We start from the raw sequence: 22,541 nt of genomic DNA on the forward strand, positions 1-22,541 counted from the left end.
CATGACCGGGTCGGCACCCGCGGTGCGCGCCGTCGGCGGCTGGCGGGCGGTGCCGCGGCGCATCGCCGGGCTGTGGCGGCGATCGCTGCAGTTCCGCACGGTGCTGCTCACGATCGGCCTCTCGACGCTCGCGATCCTCGTGATCGGGCTGTTCATCACGTTCAACGTGGCATCCAACCTGTTCACGAACCAGCTCGAACGCGTGCTCGACGCCTCGAACGCGGCGACCGACGCGGCGCAGACGATCGTCGGCTCGACCGACGCGACCGAGCGCGTCGCGCTGCAGAACGTGATGGATCAGGCGGTCAAGAGCGTGCAGGCGGTGTCGGGTTCGTCCGCGATCGGCCTGTTCCGCGACACCGATGAGGATCCGTCGACCCTCGCCCCCCAGGATCAGCTCTCGCCGCAGCTCGCCGGCGTCATCACCCCCGAGCTGCGCGACGTCGTGCAGGACAATCCCGGCACCCAGTTCTGGCAGTCGGTCGCGCTGCCGCGGGTGCCGGCCGCGCTCGAGACGGGCACCGACCCCGGCGTCGTCGTCGGCAGCGACCTCCAGGTGCCCGGGGCCGGCCGCTACCTGCTCTACATCGGCTACAACTTCGCCGACGCCGAGGCGACCCTCGCGTTCATGCAGGTGACCGGCCTCATCGGGGCGATCGCCCTCATCCTGCTGCTCAGCGCCATCATCCTGCTGGTCGTGCGGTGGGTCATCGAACCGGTGCGCACGGTCGCGGCGACGAGCCGCCGGCTCGCGGCCGGCGATCTCGGGGTGCGGATGCCAGCCAAGGGCGAGGACGAGCTCGCGACCCTGTCGGCCAGCTTCAACGGCATGGCCGACAGCCTGCAGGCGCGCATCCGCGAGCTCGCCGAGCTGTCCGTCATGCAACAGCGCTTCGTCTCGGATGTCTCGCACGAGCTGCGCACCCCGCTCACCACGATCCGGCTCGCGGGCGACGTGCTGCACGGGCAGCGCGACGAGTTCGACGCCACCACGGCGCGCACCGTCGAACTGCTGCACACCCAGACCGAGCGGTTCGAGGCGCTGCTCGGCGACCTGCTGGAGATCAGCCGCTACGACGCCGGCTCGGTCGAGCTGGCGACCGAGCCGACCAACCTGGTGCACCTCGCGGGCGATGCGGTGGAGTCGATGCACGACCTGGCCCGCGAACACGGCAGCGAGCTGCGCCTGGTCGCCCCCGGCGGCCACCTCGACGCCGAGGTCGATCCGCGGCGCATCCAGCGCATCGTGCGCAACCTGGTCGGCAATGCGATCGAGCACGGTGAGGGCCGGCCGATCGTCGTCGCGGTCGATTCGAACGAGCAGGCGGTGGGCCTCAGCGTGCGCGACTACGGCATGGGCATGACCGAGGAGGAGCGGGTGCGGGTGTTCGACCGGTTCTGGCGGGCCGATCCGAGCCGGTCGCGCACGATCGGCGGCACCGGGCTCGGGCTCGCGATCTCGCTGGAGGACGCGGCCGCCCACGGCGGCACGCTGGACGTGTGGTCGAAGCCGGGGCGCGGCACCGTGTTCCGCCTGGTCGTGCCGCGCACGCGCGGCCGTGAGGTGATCGAGCCGCCGCTCCCGCTCGAGCCCGACGACCCCGATGCCACGGGTCCCGAACCGGCCCCGCCCGATCTCGCGCGACCGGGTGACACCGGCGCGTTCGGGGTCGAGGCCGTGCCGCCGGCCTGGCGGGGTGTCGGCGATGCCGCACGCGGCCGTCCCGGCGACGATCGAGCGGGGGTCCGGGATGCGTAGGACGCGGAGGCGCTTCGCGGCGGCATCCGTCGCCCTCGCCGTGGTGGCAGCCCTCGTGGGCTGCGCGAGCATCCCGTCGAGCGGCGGCGTGCACGCCGGGGGCAGCCAGACCTCGGCAGATGCCCTCGACCTCGATCGGGTCGCGTCGATGCCGCGGGCCGGGGCCGACCAGGAGCAGATCCTGCGGGGGTTCATCGACGCGGCGACCGACCCGCGCAACAACTACTACGTCGCGCGCCAGTTCCTCGCGCCCGGCTTCGCCGACGAGTGGGACGCGGGTGCCGGCGCCACCGTCGACGAGGCCGTCGACCGCACGTACCAGCAGACCGGCGAGGACCAGATGGTCGTGCAGGCGATCCCGACCGCCTCGCTGCTGCCGAACGGCCAGTACGAGCCGGCGGCCTCCAGCGCCCCGATCCCGCTGACGTACACCTTCACCCAGGTCGAGGGGGAGTGGCGCATCAGCGCGGCACCGCTCGGCCTGCTCATCGACGCGTTCGACTTCGCGCGGGTCTACCGCACGCACACGCTCTACTTCTTCGATCCCGGGTTCCGCTACGCGGTGCCCGACGTGCGCTGGTTCGCGGGCCGCGACGCGGTGCAGACCAGCATCGTGCGCGCCCTGCTCGACGGCCCGGCCGACTGGCTCGCGCCCGGCGTGGAGTCGGCGTTCCCCGAGGGGTCGCGACTCGAGGCCGACACGGTGCCGATCGTCGCGGGCGTGGCCTCCGTCGACGTCGACGCCGTCGCCGACGACACCCGGAGCATCCAGCGGATGGAAGCCCAGCTCAGTCTGAGCCTCGAGTCGGTGCGCAGCGTGCAGCGGGTGCGCCTCTCGTTGAACGGCGCGGTCCAGGATGTCCCCGAGTCGGCGTCCACTCCGACGGTCAACCCCCGGGTGGGCTCCCAGCCGGTCGCCTTCGACGGCGAGCGGTTCGGCCATGTCGGCGACGACGGCGTGGTGCCGATCGCGGGACTCAGCGAGCAGGTCGCGGCACGCGCTCCGCTGGCGGCGGCGGTCGGTCCCGGCGACGAGACGGCGGCGGTGCTGACCGCCGACGGCGTCTGGCGCGTCTCGGCCGACGGCGAGCCCGAGCAGCTCGACCCGCGCGACGGGCTGGTCACCCCCGTCCTGGACTCGCTCGGCGTGGTGTGGTCGACCCCGGCCGCCACGCCCGACCAGGTCGTCGTGTACGGTCCGGCCGGCGCCGCCGCGGAGCCGGTCCAGGTGGCGGTGCCCTGGGCCGGCGGGCGGCTCATCGCGCTGCAGGTCTCGCGCGACGGCACCCGCGTGATCGCGCTCATCGCCGACGGAGTGCGCGCCCGTCTCGTCGCGGCCGCGGTCGAGCGCAACGAGGACGGCATCCCGGTCGCCGTCGGACCCGAGGTGCTCCAGCTCGCCGATGTGACGGGCACACCGCTCGACGCCGCCTGGCTCGACGACCGCACCGTGGCGGTGCTGAGCTCGACGGACGCGGGAACGAGACTCACCACGCAAGTGCTGGGCGCCCCGGCGAGCTCCGACCCGGGCCCCGCGGACGGGCGCACGCTGGTCGGCGGCAACGCCGAACGCGAGGTGCGGGTGCTCACCGCCGCGGGCGAGCTCTCGGGCCGCAGCGGGGTCGGCTGGCAGGTGCAGGCGAGCGGCCTGCGGTTCCTCGCCGCGCAGCAGCCCGACTGAGTACTCCTCCCCGGCGCTCGTCCGTCACCGGGGCCGCACCGGTGCGGGCGGCCGCGCCCGGCGGATCGTCGCGATCGACGAACATGGGCGGATGCCCCGACCCGCGCCGACCGCCGCAGCCTCCGCCGCGCGCGGGCGCGCCGCGGCGACCCCGGTGCGCGATGCCGTCCGCGGTGCGGTGCGCGATGCGCTCGCCGTGGTGCTGCCGGTTTCGTGCGCCGGCTGCGGCGCGCCCGATCGCTCGGTCTGCGACGGATGCCTCGCGCCGCTGCGGCCCGCACCCCGCCGGTTGAGCCGGGAGGGTGTGGCGGGCTGGGCCGCGCTCGAGTACGGCGGAACCGTCGCCCGGGTGATCACCGCCTACAAGGACGGCGGGCGCACCGATGCCGCGCTTCCGCTCGCCGCGGCGCTGGTCGCCGCGATCGGTGCCGCGCTCGCCGAGCTCGACGTCGACGGAGTCGAACTCTGCACCGTGCCGTCGACCGCTGCGGCGCGACGGGCGCGAGGGTTCGTGCCGGTCGACCGGCTGCTGCGCACTGCGGGGCTGCGTCCCGCACGCGTCCTCGGGCTCGTGCGCGACCATGCCGATCAGGCCGGACTCGACCTCGCCTCGCGTCGCCGCAACGCCGCCGGTTCGCTCGCGGCGGGGCGGCCGCTGCACGGGCGCCGGTTCATCCTGGTCGACGACGTCTGCACCACCGGATCGACGCTCGCCGAGGCATCCAGGGCCCTGATCGCCGCCGGCGGCGAGGTCGTCGGCGCGGCGGTGATCGCCGAGACGCCGCGGCGCAACCCGGCCGTGCCGCGGCCCGAGCCCGAGCCCGTCGCAGGACGCGTCGTGACATTCTCGTGACATCCACAGGCCGCGGGCGTACCGTGTCAGGACAGGCGTGGTCGAACCACCCCTTCAGAACCGGGTGACACGCCGGGAGATGGAGGCCGAAATGGAACTGAACATCGTCGGACGAAACCTGGGGGTCACCGATCGATTCCGTGCCTACGTCACCGAGAAGGCCGAAAAGGTCTCCCACTTGGCCGAGCGCGCGATCTCGCTGGACGTCAAGCTGACGCGCCACAACGAGAAGAACGGCAACCCCGGGTCCGACCGCGTCGAGCTCACCCTCGTCGGCCGCGGGCCGGTGGTCCGCGCCGAAGCCGACGGCACCGACAAGTACGCGGCGTTCGACGTCGCCCTGGGGCGGCTGCTCGAGCGCATCCGCCGCGCGAAGGACCGCCGCAAGGTGCACCGCGGGCAGCGCCGACCCACCTCGCTGCGCGAGGCCGCGGACGACGGCTTCAGCGGCGTGGGCATGCAGGCCGCCGACGTCGAGGTGCTCGAGCGCGTGCGCACCGGGGCCATCCCGGTCGTGGACGAGGCTCCCGCCGAAGACGACGACGTGTACTGCCCGGTGGTCATCCGACGCAAGGTGTTCGCTTCCGGACCGATGACGGTCGATGACGCGCTCTACTTCATGGAGCTGGTCGGCCACGACTTCTACCTGTTCGTCGACGCCGAGACCGGGCGCCCGAGCGTCGTCTACCGGCGCAAGGGCTGGGACTACGGGCTCATCGGGCTCGACGAGCGCGCCGAGGCATCCGGGGACGCCGATGCGCGCGAGCCGCAGCGCGTGACGGCCTGAGCCCCGGCTCCGGTCGGGCGGGCCTCGACCCCCGACCGGAGCCGGCTCCGGCGCAGCCGCTCAGCCTGCACGCGACTAGCATGGGTACGATGTGCCTCTGCACAGGCGCCTTCCGGCGTGCCCGGCCCACCCGAGGGCCGAGCGCCCGACGATGACAGGAGAGCATTCGTGGCTTCGATTCTGGAAAAGGTCCTTCGCGTCGGCGAGGGCCGAACCCTGAAGCGGCTCGAGAACTACGCGAAGGCGATCAACGCCCTCGAAGACGACTTCATCTCCCTCACCGACGAGGAGCTGAAGCACGAGACGGTCGAGCTGCGCGAGCGGTACGCGAACGGCGAGTCGCTCGACGACCTGCTGCCCGAGGCGTTCGCCGCGGTGCGCGAGGCCTCGCGTCGCACGCTGGGTCTGCGCCACTTCGACGTGCAGCTCATGGGCGGTGCCGCCCTGCACCTCGGCAACATCGCCGAGATGAAGACCGGTGAGGGCAAGACGCTCGTCGCGACCACGGCCGCGTACCTGAACGCGCTCACCAGCCGCGGCGTGCACGTGGTCACCGTGAACGACTTCCTCGCGTCGTACCAGTCCGAGCTCATGGGTCGCGTGTTCCGCGCGCTCGGCATGACCACCGGATGCATCGTCGCCGGGCAGAACCCGGCCCAGCGCCGCGAGCAGTACGCCGCCGACATCACCTACGGCACGAACAACGAGTTCGGCTTCGACTACCTGCGCGACAACATGGCGTGGCAGGCCAGCGACATGGTGCAGCGCGGCCACTACTTCGCGATCGTCGACGAGGTCGACTCGATCCTCATCGACGAGGCGCGCACGCCGCTCATCATCTCGGGTCCGGCGTCGGGTGAGGCGAACCGCTGGTTCAACGAGTTCGCGCGGCTCGCCGAGCGGCTCGTCCCCGGCGAGGACTACGAGGTCGACGAGAAGAAGCGCACGGTCGGCGTGCTCGAGCCGGGCATCGAGAAGGTCGAAGACTACCTCGGCATCGACAACCTGTACGAGTCGGCCAACACCCCGCTCATCTCGTTCCTGAACAACTCGATCAAGGCGAAGGCGCTGTTCAAGCGCGACAAGGACTACGTCGTGATGAACGGCGAGGTGCTCATCGTCGACGAGCACACCGGCCGCATCCTGGTCGGCCGCCGGTACAACGAGGGCATCCACCAGGCCATCGAGGCGAAGGAGGGGGTGCAGGTCAAGGCCGAGAACCAGACCCTCGCCACCGTCACGCTGCAGAACTACTTCCGCCTCTACGAGAAGCTGTCCGGCATGACCGGCACCGCCGAGACCGAGGCAGCCGAGTTCATGTCGACGTACAAGCTCGGCGTGGTGCCGATCCCCACGAACAAGCCGATGGTGCGCATCGACCAGCCCGACCTCGTGTACAAGAACGAGGAGTCGAAGTTCGCCCAGGTCGTCGAAGACATCGTCGAGCGCCACAAGAAGGGCCAGCCGGTGCTGGTCGGCACGACGAGCGTCGAGAAGAGCGAGTACCTCTCGCGCCTGCTCGCCAAGAAGGGCGTGCGGCACGAGGTGCTGAACGCGAAGAACCACGCCCGTGAGGCCGCGATCGTCGCGCAGGCCGGCCGGCTCGGCGCCGTCACCGTCGCCACCAACATGGCCGGCCGCGGCACCGACATCATGCTCGGCGGCAACGCCGAGTTCATCGCCGTGCAGAAGATGCACGAGAAGGGCCTGTCGCCCGCCGAGACGCCCGACGAGTACGAGGCCGAGTGGGACACCGTGTTCGAGGCGGTCAAGGCCGAGGTCGACGTCGAAGCGCAGAAGGTGCTCGCCGCCGGCGGGCTGTACGTGCTCGGCACCGAGCGGCACGAGTCGCGCCGCATCGACAACCAGCTGCGCGGCCGGTCGGGGCGTCAGGGCGACCCCGGCGAGAGCCGGTTCTACCTGTCGCTGACCGACGACCTGATGCGCCTGTTCAACGCGGGCGCCGCCGAGAGCCTGATGGCCCGCGGCGTGCCCGACGACGTGGCGATCGAGTCGAAGGTCGTCACCCGGGCCATCCGCTCGGCGCAGTCGCAGGTCGAGGCGCGCAACGCCGAGATCCGCAAGAACGTGCTGAAGTACGACGACGTCCTCAACCGCCAGCGCGAGGCGATCTACTCCGACCGCCGGCACATCCTCGAGGGCGACGACCTGCACGAGCGCACCCAGCGGTTCCTCGAGGACGTCATCGACGAGGTGCTCGACCAGCACACCGCCGAGGGCAACCCCGACGAGTGGGACTTCGACGCCCTCTGGACCGAGCTGAAGACGCTCTACCCGATCAACATCACGATCGACGAGGTCGTCGCCGAGGCGGGCGAGAAGGGCCGCGTCAACCGCGACTTCATCCGCCGCGAGATCCTGTCCGACGCGAGGCTCGCGTACCAGCGCCGCGAAGAGCAGCTCGGTTCGCCCGCGATGCGCGAGCTCGAGCGCCGCGTCGTGCTGTCGGTGATCGACCGCCGCTGGCGCGACCACCTCTACGAGATGGACTATCTGAAGGACGGCATCGGCCTGCGCGCCATGGCCCAGCGCGACCCGCTGGTCGAGTACCAGCGCGAGGGCTTCGCCATGTTCCAGCAGATGATGGGTGCGATCCGCGAGGAGACGGTCGGATTCCTCTTCAACCTCGAGGTGGAGGTCGCCCAGCAGGGGGCCGCACCGACCATCGAGGCGAAGGGGCTCAGCCGGCCGCAAGCTCCCGCTGAGAAGCTCAGCTACTCGGCGCCGAGCGACTCGGGCGGCGTCGAGGTGCGCAACCAGCGCGGTCAGGTGCAGCAGGCGGCGACCCAGCGCGCCCGTCGCGCCGTCGCGGCCCAGCAGGCGCCCCAGCAGCCGCAGCAGCCCCCGGCCCGTGGGGCGTTCGGCCAGCCCGCCTCGGGCGACGCCGCCGGCCAGGAGCCGCAGAACCGCGCCCAGCGGCGCGCCCAGGAGCGCCGCGGCAACTGAGTACTGAGTCGGGTCGCCCGTCGCGATGACGGTGTGCGGATGCCCCGCCCGATCGGTTCGATCGGGCGGGGCATCCGCGTCCGTGCCGCCTGCGGCGAGGCGTGCTTGCGGCGAGGCGTGCTTGCGGCGAGGCGTGCTTGCGGCGAGGTGTGCTTGCCGCGAGGCGTGCTCGCGGCGAGGCGTGCTTGCCGCGAGGTCGGTTCGGGTGAGCGAGGACGCGCCCGGGCGAACTCGATCGCGGGGATCGACCTGGAACGGGGCGTGCCGGGTGGGGTTGTGCGAGCGTGGGCGCGCGGGCCGCGCTCAGAGCACGCCGATGGCGCTCGCGCGCCAGCGAGCATCGAACCCTTCGAGTCGGATCGCCACGGCGCGCACGCGATGACGCTGGTGCACCAGCACGACGGCCTCGACGACCCCGTCGATCGGCTCGCACACGTGCACGTTGCCGACGCCGAACACGGGGCGCTGGGGGCTGAGGCCTTTCGCGCGGCGCGCTCGCGCCGACAGCACCACCCGCTTGGACAGGTTGCGGTAGACGTCGTCGGTCACCCATCGGGCGATCTGCTCGAGGTCGCGTGCCCCGGCGAAGATCTCGATCACGCAGTGGGCGAGCGAGCGGAGCATCGGGGCGGGATCGGGCAGCTCGGCGCGGGACGAGCGCTGTCGCCCGAACAGCTCGTCATCGTCGAGGGCCGGCCCGTACGCACGGGACGTGGACGCGCGCGCGGAGGCGTCGGCGCTGAGTGCGGGCATGGGCGCTCCTGTAGGGCGGGGCAGCGGGGGCGGCGGCCTGTCCCTCATCCGGGGGATGGGTCGTGATGGGAACGGTATGTCGCGTCCGTTTCCGGTGTCAAGCATTGTGTCGGATTGTGGAGAACTCGGTTCCTCCCCGCGCGCCCGCGGGTAGCGTCGCAGCATGCGCTGGGACCTGCTGTTCGACGACCTCGAGTCGCAGCTCGACCAGGAGCAGCGCGACGAGGAGCGCGCCCTCGCGATCGAGGAGGAACGGCTCCGGCTCGCCCGGCTGTCCCTGCGCGAGCGGCTCGTCGCGATGGCGGCGGAGTCGGATGCTCCGCTCCGACTGGAACTCGCCGACGGCGAGCGTCGGAGCATCCGACCGACCGGGTTCGGCCGCGACTGGCTGAGCGGCGACCCCGTCGGCGCCGAGCTCGGCCCGCGTCGCTGCGTGGTCCCGCTCGCCGCGGTGGCGGCGGTGCTGCCGACCCGCGAGCAGGTGCGGGCCGGGCTGGTGCCGGCGCCGCCCCGCGCGAACGCCCTGCAGGAGCGCATCGGCCTCGCGTTCGTGCTCCGCGATCTGTCCCGTCGGCGCACCGCCGTGGCCGTCACGACCGTCGAGGGCCGGTACCACGGCACCATCGACCGGGTCGCACGCGACCATCTCGACCTCGCCGAGCACGACGCCGGCGTACCCCGCCGCGAACGCGAGGTCCGGGGCTACCGCATCGTGTCGTTCGACCGGATCGTGCTCGTCGGCTTCGAGTAGCGGCGAGCGAGCAGCCGCCTACAGGTCGCCGTCGACGGGACGAACCCGGCCGCCGCGGCCCGCGGTCGAGAGCTCGAACACGTTCGAGAACTCGCCCTGATGCCAACTCGAGTAGCGACGCGTGTCTTCGTACCGATCGTCGACCCAGAGCTGGAGCTGGGCGACCTCGATGCGCCACGGACCCGACTCGCCGACCCGGATCGCAGGCAGTTCGCCGGTGCGGATCAGCTCGTCGACGGTGGCGACGTCGACGGCGAGGAGCTCGGCGGCATCGGCCACCGACATGAATCTGCCGACCTCACTGGTGCGACGTCTGGTCATTCCTCGATTATCGGGCCGCCCGGCGCGCGACGGGCAGCGTGTGGATAAGTTCACGGCGGCCTCTCGGGTTCGGGACACGATGGATGCGACGCGGTCGCGCAGGCCGCGACCGACGCGTCGTCAGAGAAAGAGGTGCCCCATGCCACGCCGCCCCGATCACGATCGCGGAGCCGTCCGGCTCGACCCCCGGCTGCTGATCGGCATGGTCGTCGTCGCGGGCTCGGTGCTCGGGGTGTGGGCCCTCGTCTCGGGACTCGACGCCTCCACCGAGGTGTACGCCGTGCGCGAGACCGTGACGCCCGGCACCGAACTCACCGCCGACGACCTCGAGGTGCGGTCGGTGCGACTCGGCGCGCCGGCCGACACCGGTCGCTATCTCGCCGCCGACGACCTGCCCGACGGCGGGCTCGTGGTCCTCCGCACGATCGGGGCGGGGGAACTCGTGCCCGTCTCGGCCGTCGGCGATCGGGCCGACGCCGACGTGGCGAGCGTGGTCGTCGTCACCCGCGGGCTGCTGCCCGAGGGGGTCGCCGCCGGAGCACGAGTCGACGTGTGGAGCTCCGCAGCGCTGGAACACGGCACCTTCGATACCCCGGCCGTGCTCGTCCCAGGCGCCGAGGTGGCCGCGCTCATCGACACCGACGGCATGATCACCGAGAGCGGCGCCCAGGTCGAGTTGCTCGTTCCCCGCGACCGAATCGCCGCCGTGCTGCAGGCCCTCGCCGCCGGCGATGCCATCGATCTCGTCGCCGCACGCGAGGGCGGTGCGCACTGATGGCCCGGCTCATCGTCGCGCTCGACCCCGCTACCGAAGATCGTCTGCTCGCCGATCTCGTCGAACACGGGCACGATCTCGTCGCCCGTGCCGCAGACTGGCGCGAAGTCGCGGCGGGCCTCGACGGCGCGTCCATCGACGTCGTCCTCGTCGGGGCCGGGCGCGACACGCTGAGCGCCGAACTGCTGACGGCGTGCGACGAGCGCGCCGTGCGGCTGATCGCCGTCGCCCGCGACGACCGCGAGCGGGCGATGGCCGCGCAGCTCGGACTGCACGAGATCGTCGACTCGTCGGCGTCGTGGGCCGAGATCGAACGGCTCGTGAGCGGCGGCGTGCCTGTGGCATCCAGGGCTGCCGGTCCGCTGCCGCCCGCCCGGTCGGGCTCCCGCGTGGTCGCGGTGTGGGGTCCGGCGGGCGCCCCCGGGCGCACGACGATCGCGGTGAACCTCGCGGCCGAGCTCGCCGCGACCGGTCTGCGCGTCGCGCTCGTGGACGCCGATCCGTACGGGGGCACCGTCGCACCCGTGCTCGGGCTACTCGACGAGGCGCCCGGCTTCGCGTCGGCGTGCCGGCTCGCGGCATCGGGCGCGCTCGACCGTGCCGAACTCGTGCGCATCGCCCAGCGATCGACCGCATCCCGCGTGGCGTTCGACGTGTTCACCGGCCTGGTCGGGCCCGGGCGCTGGCCCGAGCTGGCCGAAGACCGCGTCGCCACGGCGCTCGACGCGATCCGCACGATCGCCGACGTCGTGGTCGTCGACACGGGGTTCAGCCTCGAAACCGACGAATCGGTGACCGGAGACCCGTTCGCGCCGCGCCGGAACGGCGCGACGTTCGCCGCACTCGCCGCCGCGGACCGCGTGCTCGCGGTCGGCCTCGCCGATCCCATCGGGCTGTCCCGGCTGCTGCGCGGTCACGCCGAACTGCTCGAGGCGGTCGAGGCCGAACGCGTCGACGTCGTGGTCAACCGGGTGCGCGCGAGCGTGCTCGGCGTCGACGCGTCGATGCAGGTGCGCCAGACGTTGCGCCGGTTCGGCGGCATCGATCGCCCCGTGCTGCTGCCGAACGACGCGCGCGCGTGCGACGCCGCGGTGCTCATGGGCGCCCCGCTGCGCGTGGCCGCACCGCGGTCGCCGCTGCGCTCGGCACTCCGGGCGTACGCGGATGCCGCGTTCGCCCCGCCGGTCGAGCGCGCGCCGCGACGCCGTCGCGCGCTTCCCGGGCTCGGTCGCCCGGCACCGGTCGCACCGCCCGCGTGAGCCCGAGGGCCCCAGCCCGGACAGCGCGCCCGGCACCCCGCCGGAGCCGGGCACTACGCTGGGAACGTGTCGACCCTCAGTGAACTCGTCCTCGCCCAGGGCCGCAGCAGTCAGGCCGACGTCGACTGGCTGCACATGCTCGTCGGCGACCTCCAACTCCTCGCCGACCTCGCCTTCGCCGACATCGTGCTGTGGGTTCCGTCCGGCGACGACGATTTCGTCGCAGTGGCGCATTCGCGACCCTCGAGCGCGGCCACGCTGTTCTACCGCGACTTCGTCGGCCAGGCCATCAAGCCGCAGTGGCGCGACCTGGTCACCGGCACGTTCCGGTCGGGGCGCATCGTCGATTCGTCCTCGCCCGACTGGTACGAGGAGATGCCGACCCGGGTGCGGGCCATCCCGGTCATGCGCCGCCTCTCACCGGCCGGCACCGAACTGGCACCCGAACCGATCGCGGTCATCACGCGGCACACCAACCTCAGCACCACGCGCACGCCGAGCCGGCAGGAGCTCACGTTCAACGACTGCGCCGACGATCTGTTCCAGATGATCGGTTCGGGCGATTTCCCCGACCTCGGGGCGCCGACCGGCCCGCGCCGAGGCGCGCCGCGCGCATCCGACGGGCTGATCCGGCTCGATGCCGACGGCGTGACCACCTTCGCGAGCCCGAACGCGCTGAGCGCGTTCAACCGCATGGGATTCGACGACGAGCTCGAAGGCGAGTCGCTGGCCGAGGTCACCACCCGGCTGCTGACCGGCAAGCTCGTCGTCGACGAATCGCTGCCGCTGGTCGTCACCGGCCGGGCGCCGTGGCGCACCGAGATCGAGTCGCGCGGGGTCACGGTCGCGATCCGTGCCATTCCGATCCGGCACCGGGGCGAGCGGATCGGCGCGATCGTCCTCACCCGCGATGTGACGGAACTGCGCCACCAGGAGCAGGAACTGATCACGAAGGATGCCACGATCCGCGAGATCCATCATCGCGTGAAGAACAACCTGCAGACCGTGGCGTCGCTGCTGCGCATCCAGGCGCGGCGCACGCACTCGGACGAAGCGCGCGAGGCCCTCACCCAGGCGATGCGCCGCGTCGGCGCGATCGCGGTCGTGCACGACACGCTGAGCGAGGGGCTCAGCCAGAACGTCGACTTCGACGAGGTGTTCGACCGGGCGCTGCTGCTGGTCGCCGAGGTCGCCGCAGCGCACAACACGACCGCGCACCCGAAGAAGTCGGGCACGTTCGGCGTGCTGCCGAGCGCCTACGCGACGCCGCTGGCGCTGGCGCTGACCGAGCTCGTGACGAACGCGGTCGAGCACGGCCTCGCGGGTCAGGAGGGCGACGTCGAGGTGATCGCCGACCGCAGCGATCTGACGCTCACCGTGCAGGTGCGCGACACCGGGTCGGGCCTGCCCGAGGGCAAGGTCGGCGAAGGGCTCGGCACGCAGATCGTCCGCACCCTGATCCAGGGCGAACTGGGCGGCACGATCGACTGGCACACGATCGTCGGTCGCGGCACCGAGGTCACGATCGAGGTGCCGCTGCACTGGATCGCCGGCAAGGCGACCGTGGCACGCTGACCTGAGCCCGCGCCGATGTCGTCGGCGCGGGTTCGGCGCGAACGGGGATCAGCCCGCGCGACGGGCGCGTGCCGCGCGGCGCTTCAGGGCGCGGCGCTCGTCTTCGCTGAGGCCGCCCCACACGCCCGAGTCCTGACCGGTCTCGAGGGCGTACTGGAGGCAGATCTCGGTCACGGTGCAGCGCGCGCAGACCGCCTTGGCCTTCTCGATCTGGTCGACCGCCGGGCCGGTGTTGCCGACCGGGAAGAAGAGCTCGGGGTCGGCCGTGAGGCAGGCGGCTTTGTCGCGCCAATCCATGGAGATGCTCCTTGTGGGTTCTTCGGGTCACAACCACGCGCGCGTGTTCGCACGACCGGGAACCGGTGGGTTGCGGGGGGAGTGACCGAATCTCGGGAAGTAGGATCAAGAACTGATCGGCTCACGTCCCTGTGAGCATCAACTCGGTCACCTAAATGGTGGCATAGGGCAGAGAGCGAATCAATAGTCGTGCATGGGATAACGCTGTGAATGAGGCCGCCGAAACGCCCCCAGGAGTGCGTGCGGCGATCTGGACGGTTCGCGTGCTGCTCGCGCTCGAGGCGCTCGCGATGGTCGCGGTGCTCGGATGGCTCGTGGTCGATCTGTTCTCGCTGCAACCGTCGAGCTACGCGACGGCGATCGCGCTCATCGTGCTCGTGGTGATCGGCACGCTGTGGGTGGCCGGATGCGCGATCGGCGCGTTCCGCCTCGCACCGTGGACCCGGGGCGCGGCGATCGTGTGGCAGGTGCTGCAGGTGTCGGTCGCGGTGGGCGCGTTCCAGGGCCTGTTCGCTCGACCCGACATCGGCTGGCTGCTGCTCGTTCCGGCGGTCGTGGTGGCCGGGCTGCTGCTCTGGAACCCGGTGCGGCTCGCGTTCACGCGACGCGACCCCGCCTCGGCGCACTGAGGCGGCCGGGCGGGGTCGCGGCGGATGCGGTGCTGCGGTGCGCCGGCTCAGGCGGCGAGGCCGAGCTCGCGCCGCAGGCGCGCGACGTGCCCGGTCGCCTTCACGTTGTACAGCGCCTTCTCGATGCGGCCGTCCTCGTCGATGATGAACGTCGAGCGGATGGCGCCGACGACGATCTTGCCGTAGAGCGACTTCTCACCCCACACGCCGTAGGTCTGCTGCACGGCGAGGTCGGGGTCGCTCAGCAGGGTGAAGGTGAGCCGGTCGCGCTCGGCGAAGCGCTTCAGCTTGTCGACGTCGTCCTTCGAGACGCCGAGCACCCGCACGCCGGCCGCGGCGAACGAGTTCAGGCTGTCGCGGAAGTCGCACGCCTCGGTGGTGCATCCGGGCGTCATGGCCTCGGGGTAGAAGTACAGGACGACCTTGGCTCCGCGCAGTTCCGAGAGCGTGACGGGCGTGCCGTCCTGATCGAGGAGCGTGAAGTCGGGGGCGAGGTCGCCGGGGGCGAGTCGTGCATCGGTCATGCGTCCCATGCTAAGCACGTCCCCGCCCCTCCCCGCACCACCCACCCGCCGTCCCGCCGCCCGCCGTCCCGCCCAGAGCGGTACGCAATTCAGGTGCGGAGGTGTGTCGCGGGTGCCCAGACCCCCGGATGTCGCGACACGCCGGGTGCGGACCTGAATTGCGTACACAGGCGCGCAGACGGTGCGGCGGGGCACAGCTGGGGCGCGGCCGGGGCACAGCCCGGGGCGCGGCCGGGCTGGCGGGTCAGTCGGCGGCGGTGCCGGGGGCGGGCGCGAAGGTCGCGAGCAGGCGCTGCAGGGAGTCGAGGCGGGCGCGGCCGGTCGGCCCGAGTTCGCCGGCCTCGACGGCCTCGACGATGGCGCAATCGGGCGCGTCGGGCAGATGCGTGCAGCCGCGGGGGCAGCGCTCGGCGACCACCGCGAGGTCCGAGAAGGCGGCGAGGATGCTGTCGGGCTTCACATGCCCGAGGCCGAACGAACGCACGCCCGGCGTGTCGATGACCCAGCCGTGTCCGTCGGGCGACTCCACCCGGAGCGAGACCGTCGACGACGAGGTGTGCCGCCCCCGCCCGGTGACCGCGTTCACGTCGCCGGTCGCACGGTCGGCGCCGGGTACGAGCGCGTTCACCAGCGTCGACTTGCCGACCCCCGAGTGCCCGACGAACACCGTGCGGTGCCCGACCAGCGCAGCGGTGATCTCGTCGAGCGGGATGTGGTCGGGCGCACTGCGGAACACGGGCAGGTCGAGGCCGGCGAAGTTCTCGAGGAAGGTGCCCGGGTCGGCGAGGTCGGTCTTCGTGATGCAGACGAGCGGCTCGATGCCGGCATCGTAGGCCGCGACGAGGTACCGGTCGACGAGTCGGGTGCGCGGTTCGGGGTCGGCGGCGGCGATCACGATGAGCATCTGGTCGGCGTTGGCGACGATGACCCGCTCGACCTCGTCGGTGTCGTCGGCACTGCGCCGCAGCAGCGTCGACCGCTCGCCGATGCGCACGATGCGGGCGAGCGTGCCGGGCTCGCCGGACACGTCGCCCACCAGGTCGACGTGGTCGCCTGTCACGACCGACTTGCGGCGCAGCTCGCGCGCTCGGGCGGCGGTGACCTCGCGCTCGGTGTCGAGGCCGTCGTCGAGCAGCACCGAGTAGCGCCCGCGATCGACGCCGAGCACGGTGCCGGTCACCGCATCGGCGTGCTCGGGGCGCACCTTGGTGCGCGGGCGGCTGCCGCGGGGGTTCGGGCGCACACGGACGTCGGCTTCGTCGTACCCGAAGGCGTCGTCGTCTTCGTCGTCGTCGTCCGTGTCCCACCAGCTCATGCCAGCAGCTTGCCCCACAACTCGGTGAACTGCGGCAGCGTCTTGGAGGTGCTGCCGATGTCGTCGACCACGACGCCGGGCACGGCCAGCCCGATGATCGCCCCCGACGTGGCCATGCGGTGATCGGCGTACGCGCGCCAGGCGCCCTCGTGCAGCGGAGCGGGCTCGAGGCGCAGCCCGTCGGGCAGTTCGGTCACGCGCCCGCCGAGCCCGTTCAGCTCGGTCGCGAGCGCGGCGATGCGGTCGGTCTCGTGGTGGCGGATGTGCTCGATGCCGGTGATCGTCGACGGCGAGTCGGCCAGGGCTGCGAGCGCGACCAGGTTGGGTGCGAGCTCGCCGGCCTCGGACAGGTCGAGGTCGACCCCGCGGATGCCGCGACCGCCGCCGGCGGGCCGCGCCGGTGCCTGCACGGTGAGTCGGTCGCCGTCGCGGCGGACGCTCGCGCCGAACCGCGGAAGCAGCTCGATCAGCTGCGCGCCGACCTGGGTCGTCGTCGCGGGCCAGCCGCCGATGGTCACCGATCCGCCGGCGACGATCGCGGCGACGAGGAACGGCGCCGCGTTCGAGAGGTCGGGTTCGATGTCGACGTCGATCGCGGCGATCGGGCCGGGTGAGACGACCCACCGGCCGCGCTCGGGGGAGGCGACCGCGACCCCGCGGGCCGCGAGCGACGCGATGGTCATCTCGATGTGCGGCATGGACGGCAGCCGATCGCCGGTGTGCCGCAGGTCGAGGCCGCGTTCGAATCGGGCCGCCGACAGCAGCAGCGCTGAGACGAACTGGCTCGACGCGGATGCGTCGATCTCGAGGGGGCCGCCGCCGACCCGACCGGTGCCGTGCACCGTGAACGGCAGGGTGCCCCGCCCGTCGTCGTCGAGGTCGACGCCGAGCGCCTGCAATCCGTGCACGACCCCCGCCATCGGGCGCTTGCGCGCGTACTCGTCGCCGTCGAACGTGGTCGGGCCGAGCGCGAGCGCGGCGACCGGCGGCAGGAACCGCATCACGGTTCCGGCGAGCCCGCAGTCGATGGTCGTCGACCCGGTGAGCTCGTCGGCGGGCGTCACCCGCAGGTCTCCGCCGAAGTCGCCGCGACCGGGGATCCGCTCGATCGTCGTGCCGAGCGCGCGGAGCCCCTCGATCATCAGCTCGCTGTCACGGGAGAACAGCGGCGCGCGAAGCGTCGACGGACCGTCGGCGAGCGCCGCGAGCACGAGTTCGCGATTCGTGAGCGACTTGGACCCCGGCAGCGTCAGCGCGGCGTCGAGCGGACGGATCGCGGTGGGCGCGAGCCATCCGCCCCGGGGCTCGGTCTCGCGGGCGTCGCCGTAGGGGTCGAACTCGGGTTCGGAATACCTCGAAATCTGCATCGGTTACCAACAGTAGTGCCGACGGCGGGAAGGAGCTGGTGCGTGTGACCTCGGTGGTGATGGACCGCCCGGCGACCCCGGCGGTCGGAGTGGGCGGTGCGGTCGAGGTCCTAGGATGGCCGGTGATGACTGCCGACGAGACCGGTGCAGCGGCACCGGAAACCGAACGTCCGCTGGGGGAGCTCTTCGAGGAGCAGGCGCTGCCGTTCCTCGACCAGTTGTACGGTGCCGCCCTGCGCATGACGAAGAACCCCGCCGACGCGCAAGACCTCGTGCAGGAGACCTTCGTGAAGGCCTACGCGGCCTTCGGCCAGTTCACCCAGGGCACGAACCTCAAGGCGTGGCTGTACCGCATCCTGACCAACACCTTCATCAACTCGTACCGCAAGAAGCAGCGGGAGCCCTACCAGGGCACGATCGACGATCTCGAGGACTGGCAGCTCGGCGGCGCCGAGTCGACGACGTCGAGTTCGAGCCGATCGGCCGAGGCCGAGGCGATCGACCACCTGCCCGACAGCGCCGTCAAGGACGCGTTGCAGGCGCTGCCCGAGGATTTCCGTCTCGCGGTCTACTTCGCCGACGTCGAGGGCTTCTCCTATCAGGAGATCGCCGACATGATGCACACCCCCATCGGGACCGTGATGAGCCGGCTGCACCGTGGCCGTCGGCTGCTGCGCGAATCCCTCGCCGAGTACGCCGGTAGCCAGGGCTACGACACGGCGCCCAAACCCACCAGGAGCAGGAAATGACCGATTGCGGCTGCGAGAAGGCACGGCAGGAGCTCGAGGAGTACCTGCACAACGAGCTGTGCCGTGAGGATGCCGCAGACATCCGCGAGCACGTGGCCAACTGCCCCGAGTGCTCGGCCGAGCTGAACGTCGGGCGGACGATCACCGAGGTCGTGCAGCGCGCCTGCCGGGAGAACGCCCCCGGAGAGCTGCGGCTGGCCGTGCTGACTCGCATCCGCGAGGTGCAGGCGCACAGCGCCGTCGTCATCGACTGAGGTCGACGGGGCTGAGCTGGGGCCGAGTCGGGCCTGGCCGAGCCGCGCGGGTGGGTCGCGGAGGTCTCGACACGCGTCGGCGCTTCGCGGCCGCCCCCCTCGCGCCGCGATGGGCGGGAACGAGACGAGCGGATGCCCCGCGGGGCATCCGCTCGTCCGTGTCCGCGCGACCGCCTACAGGGTGAGCGCGCGCTGGATGATGTCGGCCTGCTCGGCTGCGTGACGCTTGGCCGAACCGGTCGCGGGCGACGCCGCCGCGGGCCGCGAGACGACCGAGACCGGGCGCGGCCCGAGCTTGTTCGTCTCGAAGATGAAGTACGGCCAAGCGCCCTGGTTCTCGGGCTCGTCCTGCACCCAGGTCAACTCGGCGTTCTCGTACGAGTCGGCGATCGCCTTCAGCTCGTCGCCGGGCAGCGGGTAGAGCTGCTCGATGCGGATGAGCGCGATCTCGGGGTTCGGATGCTTGTCGAGCTCGGCGAGCAGGTCGTAGTAGATCTTCCCCGACATGAACAGCGCACGCTTGACCGCCGACTTGTCGGTGATGCGGGCGTCGTCGATGACGGGCTCGAACCTGCCCTGCGTGAAGTCGGCGACCTCGCTGGTCGCGCCGCGCAGGCGCAGCATCGCCTTCGGCGTGAACACCACGAGCGGGCGGCGCGGCCGCACGTACGCCTGGCGGCGCAGCAGGTGGAAGTACGACGCCGGCGTCGACGGGCGGGCGACCGTCATGTTGTTCTCGGCGCAGAGCTGCAGGTAGCGCTCGATGCGGGCCGACGAGTGGTCGGGGCCCTGCCCCTCGTAGCCGTGGGGGAGCAGCAGCACGACGCTCGAGCGCTGACCCCACTTCTGCTCGGCCGACGAGACGAACTCGTCGATGATGGTCTGCGCCCCGTTGCCGAAGTCGCCGAACTGCGCCTCCCAGAGCACGAGCGCGTCGGCCCGCTCCACCGAGTAGCCGTACTCGAAGCCCATCGCGGCGTACTCGCTGAGCAGCGAGTCGTAGATCCAGAACCGGGCCTGGTTCTCGGACAGGTTCTGCAGCGGCAGCCACTCCTGCCCGTTCACCCGGTCGTGCAGCACCGCGTGGCGCTGCACGAACGTGCCGCGGCGGGCGTCCTGCCCGGCGAAGCGCACGGGCGTGCCCTCGACGAGCAGCGAGCCGAGCGCGAGCAGCTCGCCGAAGCCCCAGTCGATCTTGCCGTTGCGGCTCATGTCCTGACGCTTGGTGAGCAGCTGCTGGATCTTCGGGTGCACGGTGAAGCCGGCCGGCTTGTTCGCGAAGGCGTCGCCGATGGCGTGCACGACCTCGACCGAGACGCCGGTCGTGGCCAGCTCGCCGGTCGCGGGCTCGGGGCTCTGGTCGGTGTCGGTCGCGCCGATCACCTGGATCGCACCGGTCTGCACCGCGTGGGTCTCGGCGAACGCCCGCTCCAGCCGGTCCTGGAAGTCGCGGTGCGCCTCTTCGTACTCGGCCTCGGTGATGTCGCCGCGGCCGACGAGGGCCTCGGTGTAGAGCTTGCGGACGCTGCGCTTGGCCTCGATGAGGTTGTACATCAGCGGCTGCGTCATCGAGGGGTCGTCGCCCTCGTTGTGGCCGCGACGGCGGTAGCAGACGAGGTCGACCACGACGTCGCGCTTGAACTCCTGGCGGTAGCGGAAGGCCAGCTCGGCCACCCGCACGACCGCCTCGGGGTCGTCGCCGTTCACGTGGAAGATCGGCGCCTGGATCGTCTTGGCCACGTCGGTCGAATAGATCGACGAGCGGGCGTCGCCCGGCACGGTGGTGAAGCCGACCTGGTTGTTCACGACGAGGTGGATGGTGCCGCCGGTGCGGTACCCGCGCAGCTGCGACATCTGCATGGTCTCGACGACCACGCCCTGACCGGCCATCGCCGCGTCGCCGTGCACGAGGATCGGCAGGATCGAGAACGACCCGATGGGCTTGCGGTCCTGCTTGGCGCGCACGATGCCCTCGAGCACGCCGTCGACGGCCTCGAGGTGCGACGGGTTCGCGGCGAGCGAGACGGGCACCTGCTGGCCGTCGTCGGCGGTGAAGGTGCCCTGGGTGCCCAGGTGGTACTTCACGTCGCCCGAGCCGTGCGCGCTCGCGGTGCCCTCGAACTCGCGGAACACCTGCCCGTACGTCTTGCCGGCGATGTTGGTGAGCACGTTCAGGCGGCCGCGGTGCGCCATGCCGATCGCGACCTCGTCGAGGCCGGCCTTCGCGGCGCCCTGGAGCACCTCGTCGAGCAGCGCGATCATCGACTCGCCGCCCTCGAGGCTGAACCGCTTCTGGCCGACGTACTTGGTCTGCAGGAAGGTCTCGAACGCCTCGGCTTCGTTGAGCTTGCCGAGGATGCGCATCTGCTCGTCGTGCGTCGGCTTCTCGTACGGGCGCTCGATCTGCTCCTGGATCCACTTGCGCTGCACCGGGTCCTGGATGTGCATGTACTCGATGCCGATGGTGCGGCAGTAGGAGTCGCGCAGGACGCCGAGGATGTCGCGCAGCTTCGCCGTCCGGGTGGCGCCGAAGCCGCCCGTGACGAACTCGCGGTCGAGGTCCCAGAAGGTGAGGCCGTGGCTGGCGATGTCGAGGTCGGGGTGCGAACGCTGCACGTACTCGAGCGGGTCGGTGTCGGCCATCATGTGGCCGCGCACGCGGAACGCGTTGATGAGCTCCTGCACGCGCGCCGTCTTGTCGATGGCGCTGGCGATGTCGACCGAGATGTCGGGCGCCCAGCGGATCGGCTCGTACGGCAGGCGCAGCGCGGCGAAGATGTCCTCGTAGAACCGGCGCTCGCCGATCAGCAGCTCGTGCACCTTCTTCAGGAACTCGCCCGACCCGGCGCCCTGGATGACGCGGTGGTCGTAGGTCGAGGTGAGCGTGATCGTCTTGCCGATGGCGAGGTTCGAGAGCGTCTTCTCGCTCGCGCCCTGGAACTCGGCCGGGTACTCGAGGGCGCCCGCGCCGATGATGCAGCCCTGGCCCTTCATCAGGCGCGGCACCGAGTGCACGGTGCCGATGCCGCCCGGGTTGGTGAGCGAGATCGTCGCGCCCTGGAAGTCGTCGGCCTTCAGCTTGTTCTGGCGGGCGCGCGAGACCAGGTCTTCGTAGGCCGCGAGGTACTCGTTGAAGGTCATCGTCTCGGCGCGCTTGATGGCGGGCACGAGCAGCGCACGGGTGCCGTCGGGCTTCGGGATGTCGATCGCGATGCCGAGACCGATGTGGGCGGGCTTGACGAGGCTCGGCTTGCCGTCGATTTCGGCGTAGGCGACGTTCTGGCTGGGGAAGTCCTTCAGGGCCTGGATGAGCGCCCACCCGATGAGGTGCGTGAACGACACCTTGCCGCCGCGGGTGCGGCGGAGGTGGTTGTTGATCACGATGCGGTTGTCGATCATGAGCTTCGCCGGCACGGTGCGCACGCTCGTGGCGGTGGGCACGGTGAGCGAGGCGTCCATGTTCGCGGCGAGCGTCTTCGGCATGCCCCGCAGCGGCACGACCTCGTCGACGGCCTCGTCGGTGTCGGCGACGACCGGCTGCGGGCTGGTGATCGGCACGTCGGCGGGCACGGGTTCGGGTCGCGGCGCCACCGACGTGGTGCGCGCCGCGGGGGCCTGGCCGATGACGGGTGCGGGTGCGGTCACCGGCGCCGGGGCGGGTGCGGCGTCGGCGGCGGACGGCGCGGACGCCTCGGGGGCCGACGGCGCGGATGCCTCGGGGCTCGCCGCGGGCTGCCCGGCCTGGGCCTCGCGGGTCTGCCGGTACTGCTCGAGCACCGGCCACCACGTGCGATCGACGGAATCGCGGTCGACGAGGTACTTCTGGTACATCTCGTCGACGAGCCATTCGTTGGCTCCGAACTCGGCCGACGAGGTCTCGTCGGCACCGGTTCCCGTCAGTTGGCTCGACACAGCCGTTCGCCCA

Annotated in this window: 19 protein-coding genes; 12 read left to right on the plus strand and 7 right to left on the minus strand. The window is 71.7% G+C overall.

Going from position 1 to position 22,541, the window contains the following annotated elements:
• Nucleotide 1: 1 nt before the first annotated feature.
• The 5 genes from mtrB to secA all read left to right on the plus strand — a co-directional run bounded on the left by mtrB (nucleotide 2) and on the right by secA (nucleotide 8,047).
• Nucleotides 2-1,759, plus strand: a complete 1,758-nt coding sequence (gene mtrB / locus MTO99_RS01695; protein WP_243556418.1) for an MtrAB system histidine kinase MtrB — start codon at nucleotides 2-4, stop codon at nucleotides 1,757-1,759.
• Complete coding sequence (locus tag MTO99_RS01700) at nucleotides 1,752-3,440, plus strand: LpqB family beta-propeller domain-containing protein (protein ID WP_243556420.1); 1,689 nt, start codon at nucleotides 1,752-1,754, stop codon at nucleotides 3,438-3,440. Before mtrB ends, MTO99_RS01700 begins: the two co-directional genes overlap by 8 nt.
• Before the next feature lie 91 nt (nucleotides 3,441-3,531).
• Nucleotides 3,532-4,293: a ComF family protein gene (locus MTO99_RS01705; protein ID WP_243556422.1), complete on the plus strand. Its 762-nt coding sequence runs from the start codon at nucleotides 3,532-3,534 to the stop codon at nucleotides 4,291-4,293.
• Nucleotides 4,294-4,384: 91 nt separating this feature from the next.
• Nucleotides 4,385-5,080 (plus strand): ribosome hibernation-promoting factor, HPF/YfiA family, encoded by a 696-nt coding sequence (gene hpf, locus MTO99_RS01710; protein ID WP_243556424.1) that lies wholly within the window; start codon nucleotides 4,385-4,387, stop codon nucleotides 5,078-5,080.
• A 168-nt stretch (nucleotides 5,081-5,248) separates the two neighbouring features.
• Nucleotides 5,249-8,047, plus strand: a complete 2,799-nt coding sequence (secA, locus tag MTO99_RS01715; protein WP_243556426.1) for a preprotein translocase subunit SecA — start codon at nucleotides 5,249-5,251, stop codon at nucleotides 8,045-8,047.
• 303 nt (nucleotides 8,048-8,350) lie between these two features.
• On the opposite strand, the gene MTO99_RS01720 is transcribed toward secA, so the two are convergent.
• Nucleotides 8,351-8,800: an Rv3235 family protein gene (locus MTO99_RS01720; protein WP_243556428.1), complete on the minus strand. Its 450-nt coding sequence runs from the start codon at nucleotides 8,798-8,800 to the stop codon at nucleotides 8,351-8,353.
• 163 nt (nucleotides 8,801-8,963) lie between these two features.
• Between MTO99_RS01720 and MTO99_RS01725 the strand changes: the two genes are divergently transcribed.
• Entirely contained in the window at nucleotides 8,964-9,551 is a 588-nt protein-coding gene (locus MTO99_RS01725) for a hypothetical protein (protein ID WP_243556430.1), read from the plus strand.
• 18 nt (nucleotides 9,552-9,569) lie between these two features.
• Here MTO99_RS01725 and MTO99_RS01730 read toward each other — a convergent pair whose 3' ends face one another.
• Nucleotides 9,570-9,872, minus strand: coding sequence for a helix-turn-helix domain-containing protein (locus MTO99_RS01730; RefSeq protein WP_243556432.1), 303 nt, complete (start codon nucleotides 9,870-9,872; stop codon nucleotides 9,570-9,572).
• A gap of 139 nt (nucleotides 9,873-10,011) precedes the next feature.
• Here MTO99_RS01730 and MTO99_RS01735 point away from each other — a divergent pair, with 139 nt between their 5' ends.
• The 3 genes from MTO99_RS01735 to MTO99_RS01745 all read left to right on the plus strand — a co-directional run bounded on the left by MTO99_RS01735 (nucleotide 10,012) and on the right by MTO99_RS01745 (nucleotide 13,481).
• Complete coding sequence (locus MTO99_RS01735) at nucleotides 10,012-10,647, plus strand: hypothetical protein (protein ID WP_243556434.1); 636 nt, start codon at nucleotides 10,012-10,014, stop codon at nucleotides 10,645-10,647.
• Nucleotides 10,647-11,906: a CpaE/TadZ family protein gene (locus tag MTO99_RS01740; protein WP_243556436.1), complete on the plus strand. Its 1,260-nt coding sequence runs from the start codon at nucleotides 10,647-10,649 to the stop codon at nucleotides 11,904-11,906. The genes MTO99_RS01735 and MTO99_RS01740 overlap by 1 nt, the downstream gene beginning before the upstream one ends.
• 66 nt (nucleotides 11,907-11,972) lie before the next feature.
• The gene (locus MTO99_RS01745; RefSeq protein ID WP_243556438.1) at nucleotides 11,973-13,481 is read left to right on the plus strand and encodes a sensor histidine kinase; all 1,509 of its coding nucleotides are present in this window, start codon (nucleotides 11,973-11,975) and stop codon (nucleotides 13,479-13,481) included.
• A gap of 48 nt (nucleotides 13,482-13,529) precedes the next feature.
• Here MTO99_RS01745 and MTO99_RS01750 read toward each other — a convergent pair whose 3' ends face one another.
• Entirely contained in the window at nucleotides 13,530-13,778 is a 249-nt protein-coding gene (locus tag MTO99_RS01750; RefSeq protein WP_055859573.1) for a WhiB family transcriptional regulator, read from the minus strand.
• A gap of 206 nt (nucleotides 13,779-13,984) precedes the next feature.
• Here MTO99_RS01750 and MTO99_RS01755 point away from each other — a divergent pair, with 206 nt between their 5' ends.
• Nucleotides 13,985-14,407 carry a hypothetical protein gene (locus tag MTO99_RS01755; RefSeq protein ID WP_243556440.1) on the plus strand — a complete coding sequence of 141 codons (423 nt, stop codon included), beginning with the start codon at nucleotides 13,985-13,987 and terminating at the stop codon, nucleotides 14,405-14,407.
• A 47-nt stretch (nucleotides 14,408-14,454) separates the two neighbouring features.
• On the opposite strand, the gene bcp is transcribed toward MTO99_RS01755, so the two are convergent.
• The 3 genes from bcp to aroA form a co-directional block, all read right to left on the minus strand.
• Nucleotides 14,455-14,931, minus strand: a complete 477-nt coding sequence (gene bcp / locus MTO99_RS01760) for a thioredoxin-dependent thiol peroxidase (protein WP_243556442.1) — start codon at nucleotides 14,929-14,931, stop codon at nucleotides 14,455-14,457.
• A gap of 244 nt (nucleotides 14,932-15,175) precedes the next feature.
• Nucleotides 15,176-16,246, minus strand: a complete 1,071-nt coding sequence (rsgA, locus tag MTO99_RS01765; protein WP_243556444.1) for a ribosome small subunit-dependent GTPase A — start codon at nucleotides 16,244-16,246, stop codon at nucleotides 15,176-15,178.
• Nucleotides 16,243-17,613, minus strand: a complete 1,371-nt coding sequence (aroA, locus tag MTO99_RS01770; RefSeq protein ID WP_243556446.1) for a 3-phosphoshikimate 1-carboxyvinyltransferase — start codon at nucleotides 17,611-17,613, stop codon at nucleotides 16,243-16,245. Before aroA ends, rsgA begins: the two co-directional genes overlap by 4 nt.
• A gap of 125 nt (nucleotides 17,614-17,738) precedes the next feature.
• On the opposite strand from aroA, the gene MTO99_RS01775 reads away from it, so the two are divergent.
• Together MTO99_RS01775 and rsrA are read left to right on the plus strand one after the other, a co-directional pair.
• Complete coding sequence (locus MTO99_RS01775; RefSeq protein WP_243558886.1) at nucleotides 17,739-18,362, plus strand: sigma-70 family RNA polymerase sigma factor; 624 nt, start codon at nucleotides 17,739-17,741, stop codon at nucleotides 18,360-18,362.
• Nucleotides 18,359-18,616 carry a mycothiol system anti-sigma-R factor gene (gene rsrA / locus MTO99_RS01780; RefSeq protein ID WP_243556448.1) on the plus strand — a complete coding sequence of 86 codons (258 nt, stop codon included), beginning with the start codon at nucleotides 18,359-18,361 and terminating at the stop codon, nucleotides 18,614-18,616. The genes MTO99_RS01775 and rsrA overlap by 4 nt, the downstream gene beginning before the upstream one ends.
• Before the next feature lie 174 nt (nucleotides 18,617-18,790).
• Here rsrA and MTO99_RS01785 read toward each other — a convergent pair whose 3' ends face one another.
• Nucleotides 18,791-22,528 (minus strand): multifunctional oxoglutarate decarboxylase/oxoglutarate dehydrogenase thiamine pyrophosphate-binding subunit/dihydrolipoyllysine-residue succinyltransferase subunit, encoded by a 3,738-nt coding sequence (locus MTO99_RS01785; RefSeq protein ID WP_243556450.1) that lies wholly within the window; start codon nucleotides 22,526-22,528, stop codon nucleotides 18,791-18,793.
• Between the last annotated feature and the right edge of the window lie 13 nt (nucleotides 22,529-22,541).

Origin of the sequence: Agromyces larvae (assembly GCF_022811705.1) — a bacterium.
In the GTDB taxonomy this organism is placed as follows: domain Bacteria; phylum Actinomycetota; class Actinomycetes; order Actinomycetales; family Microbacteriaceae; genus Agromyces; species Agromyces larvae.

Coding starts and splice junctions, on each gene's coding strand:
- bcp (WP_243556442.1), bottom strand. CDS start 14,931: ATGACCGATGCACGACTCGCCCCCGGCGACCTCGCCCCCGACTTCACG.
- mtrB (WP_243556418.1), top strand. CDS start 2: ATGACCGGGTCGGCACCCGCGGTGCGCGCCGTCGGCGGCTGGCGGGCG.
- MTO99_RS01730 (WP_243556432.1), bottom strand. CDS start 9,872: ATGACCAGACGTCGCACCAGTGAGGTCGGCAGATTCATGTCGGTGGCC.
- rsrA (WP_243556448.1), top strand. CDS start 18,359: ATGACCGATTGCGGCTGCGAGAAGGCACGGCAGGAGCTCGAGGAGTAC.
- MTO99_RS01740 (WP_243556436.1), top strand. CDS start 10,647: ATGGCCCGGCTCATCGTCGCGCTCGACCCCGCTACCGAAGATCGTCTG.
- MTO99_RS01720 (WP_243556428.1), bottom strand. CDS start 8,800: ATGCCCGCACTCAGCGCCGACGCCTCCGCGCGCGCGTCCACGTCCCGT.
- MTO99_RS01735 (WP_243556434.1), top strand. CDS start 10,012: ATGCCACGCCGCCCCGATCACGATCGCGGAGCCGTCCGGCTCGACCCC.
- rsgA (WP_243556444.1), bottom strand. CDS start 16,246: ATGAGCTGGTGGGACACGGACGACGACGACGAAGACGACGACGCCTTC.
- aroA (WP_243556446.1), bottom strand. CDS start 17,613: ATGCAGATTTCGAGGTATTCCGAACCCGAGTTCGACCCCTACGGCGAC.
- MTO99_RS01750 (WP_055859573.1), bottom strand. CDS start 13,778: ATGGATTGGCGCGACAAAGCCGCCTGCCTCACGGCCGACCCCGAGCTC.
- MTO99_RS01725 (WP_243556430.1), top strand. CDS start 8,964: ATGCGCTGGGACCTGCTGTTCGACGACCTCGAGTCGCAGCTCGACCAG.
- MTO99_RS01705 (WP_243556422.1), top strand. CDS start 3,532: ATGCCCCGACCCGCGCCGACCGCCGCAGCCTCCGCCGCGCGCGGGCGC.
- MTO99_RS01775 (WP_243558886.1), top strand. CDS start 17,739: ATGACTGCCGACGAGACCGGTGCAGCGGCACCGGAAACCGAACGTCCG.
- MTO99_RS01700 (WP_243556420.1), top strand. CDS start 1,752: ATGCGTAGGACGCGGAGGCGCTTCGCGGCGGCATCCGTCGCCCTCGCC.
- hpf (WP_243556424.1), top strand. CDS start 4,385: ATGGAACTGAACATCGTCGGACGAAACCTGGGGGTCACCGATCGATTC.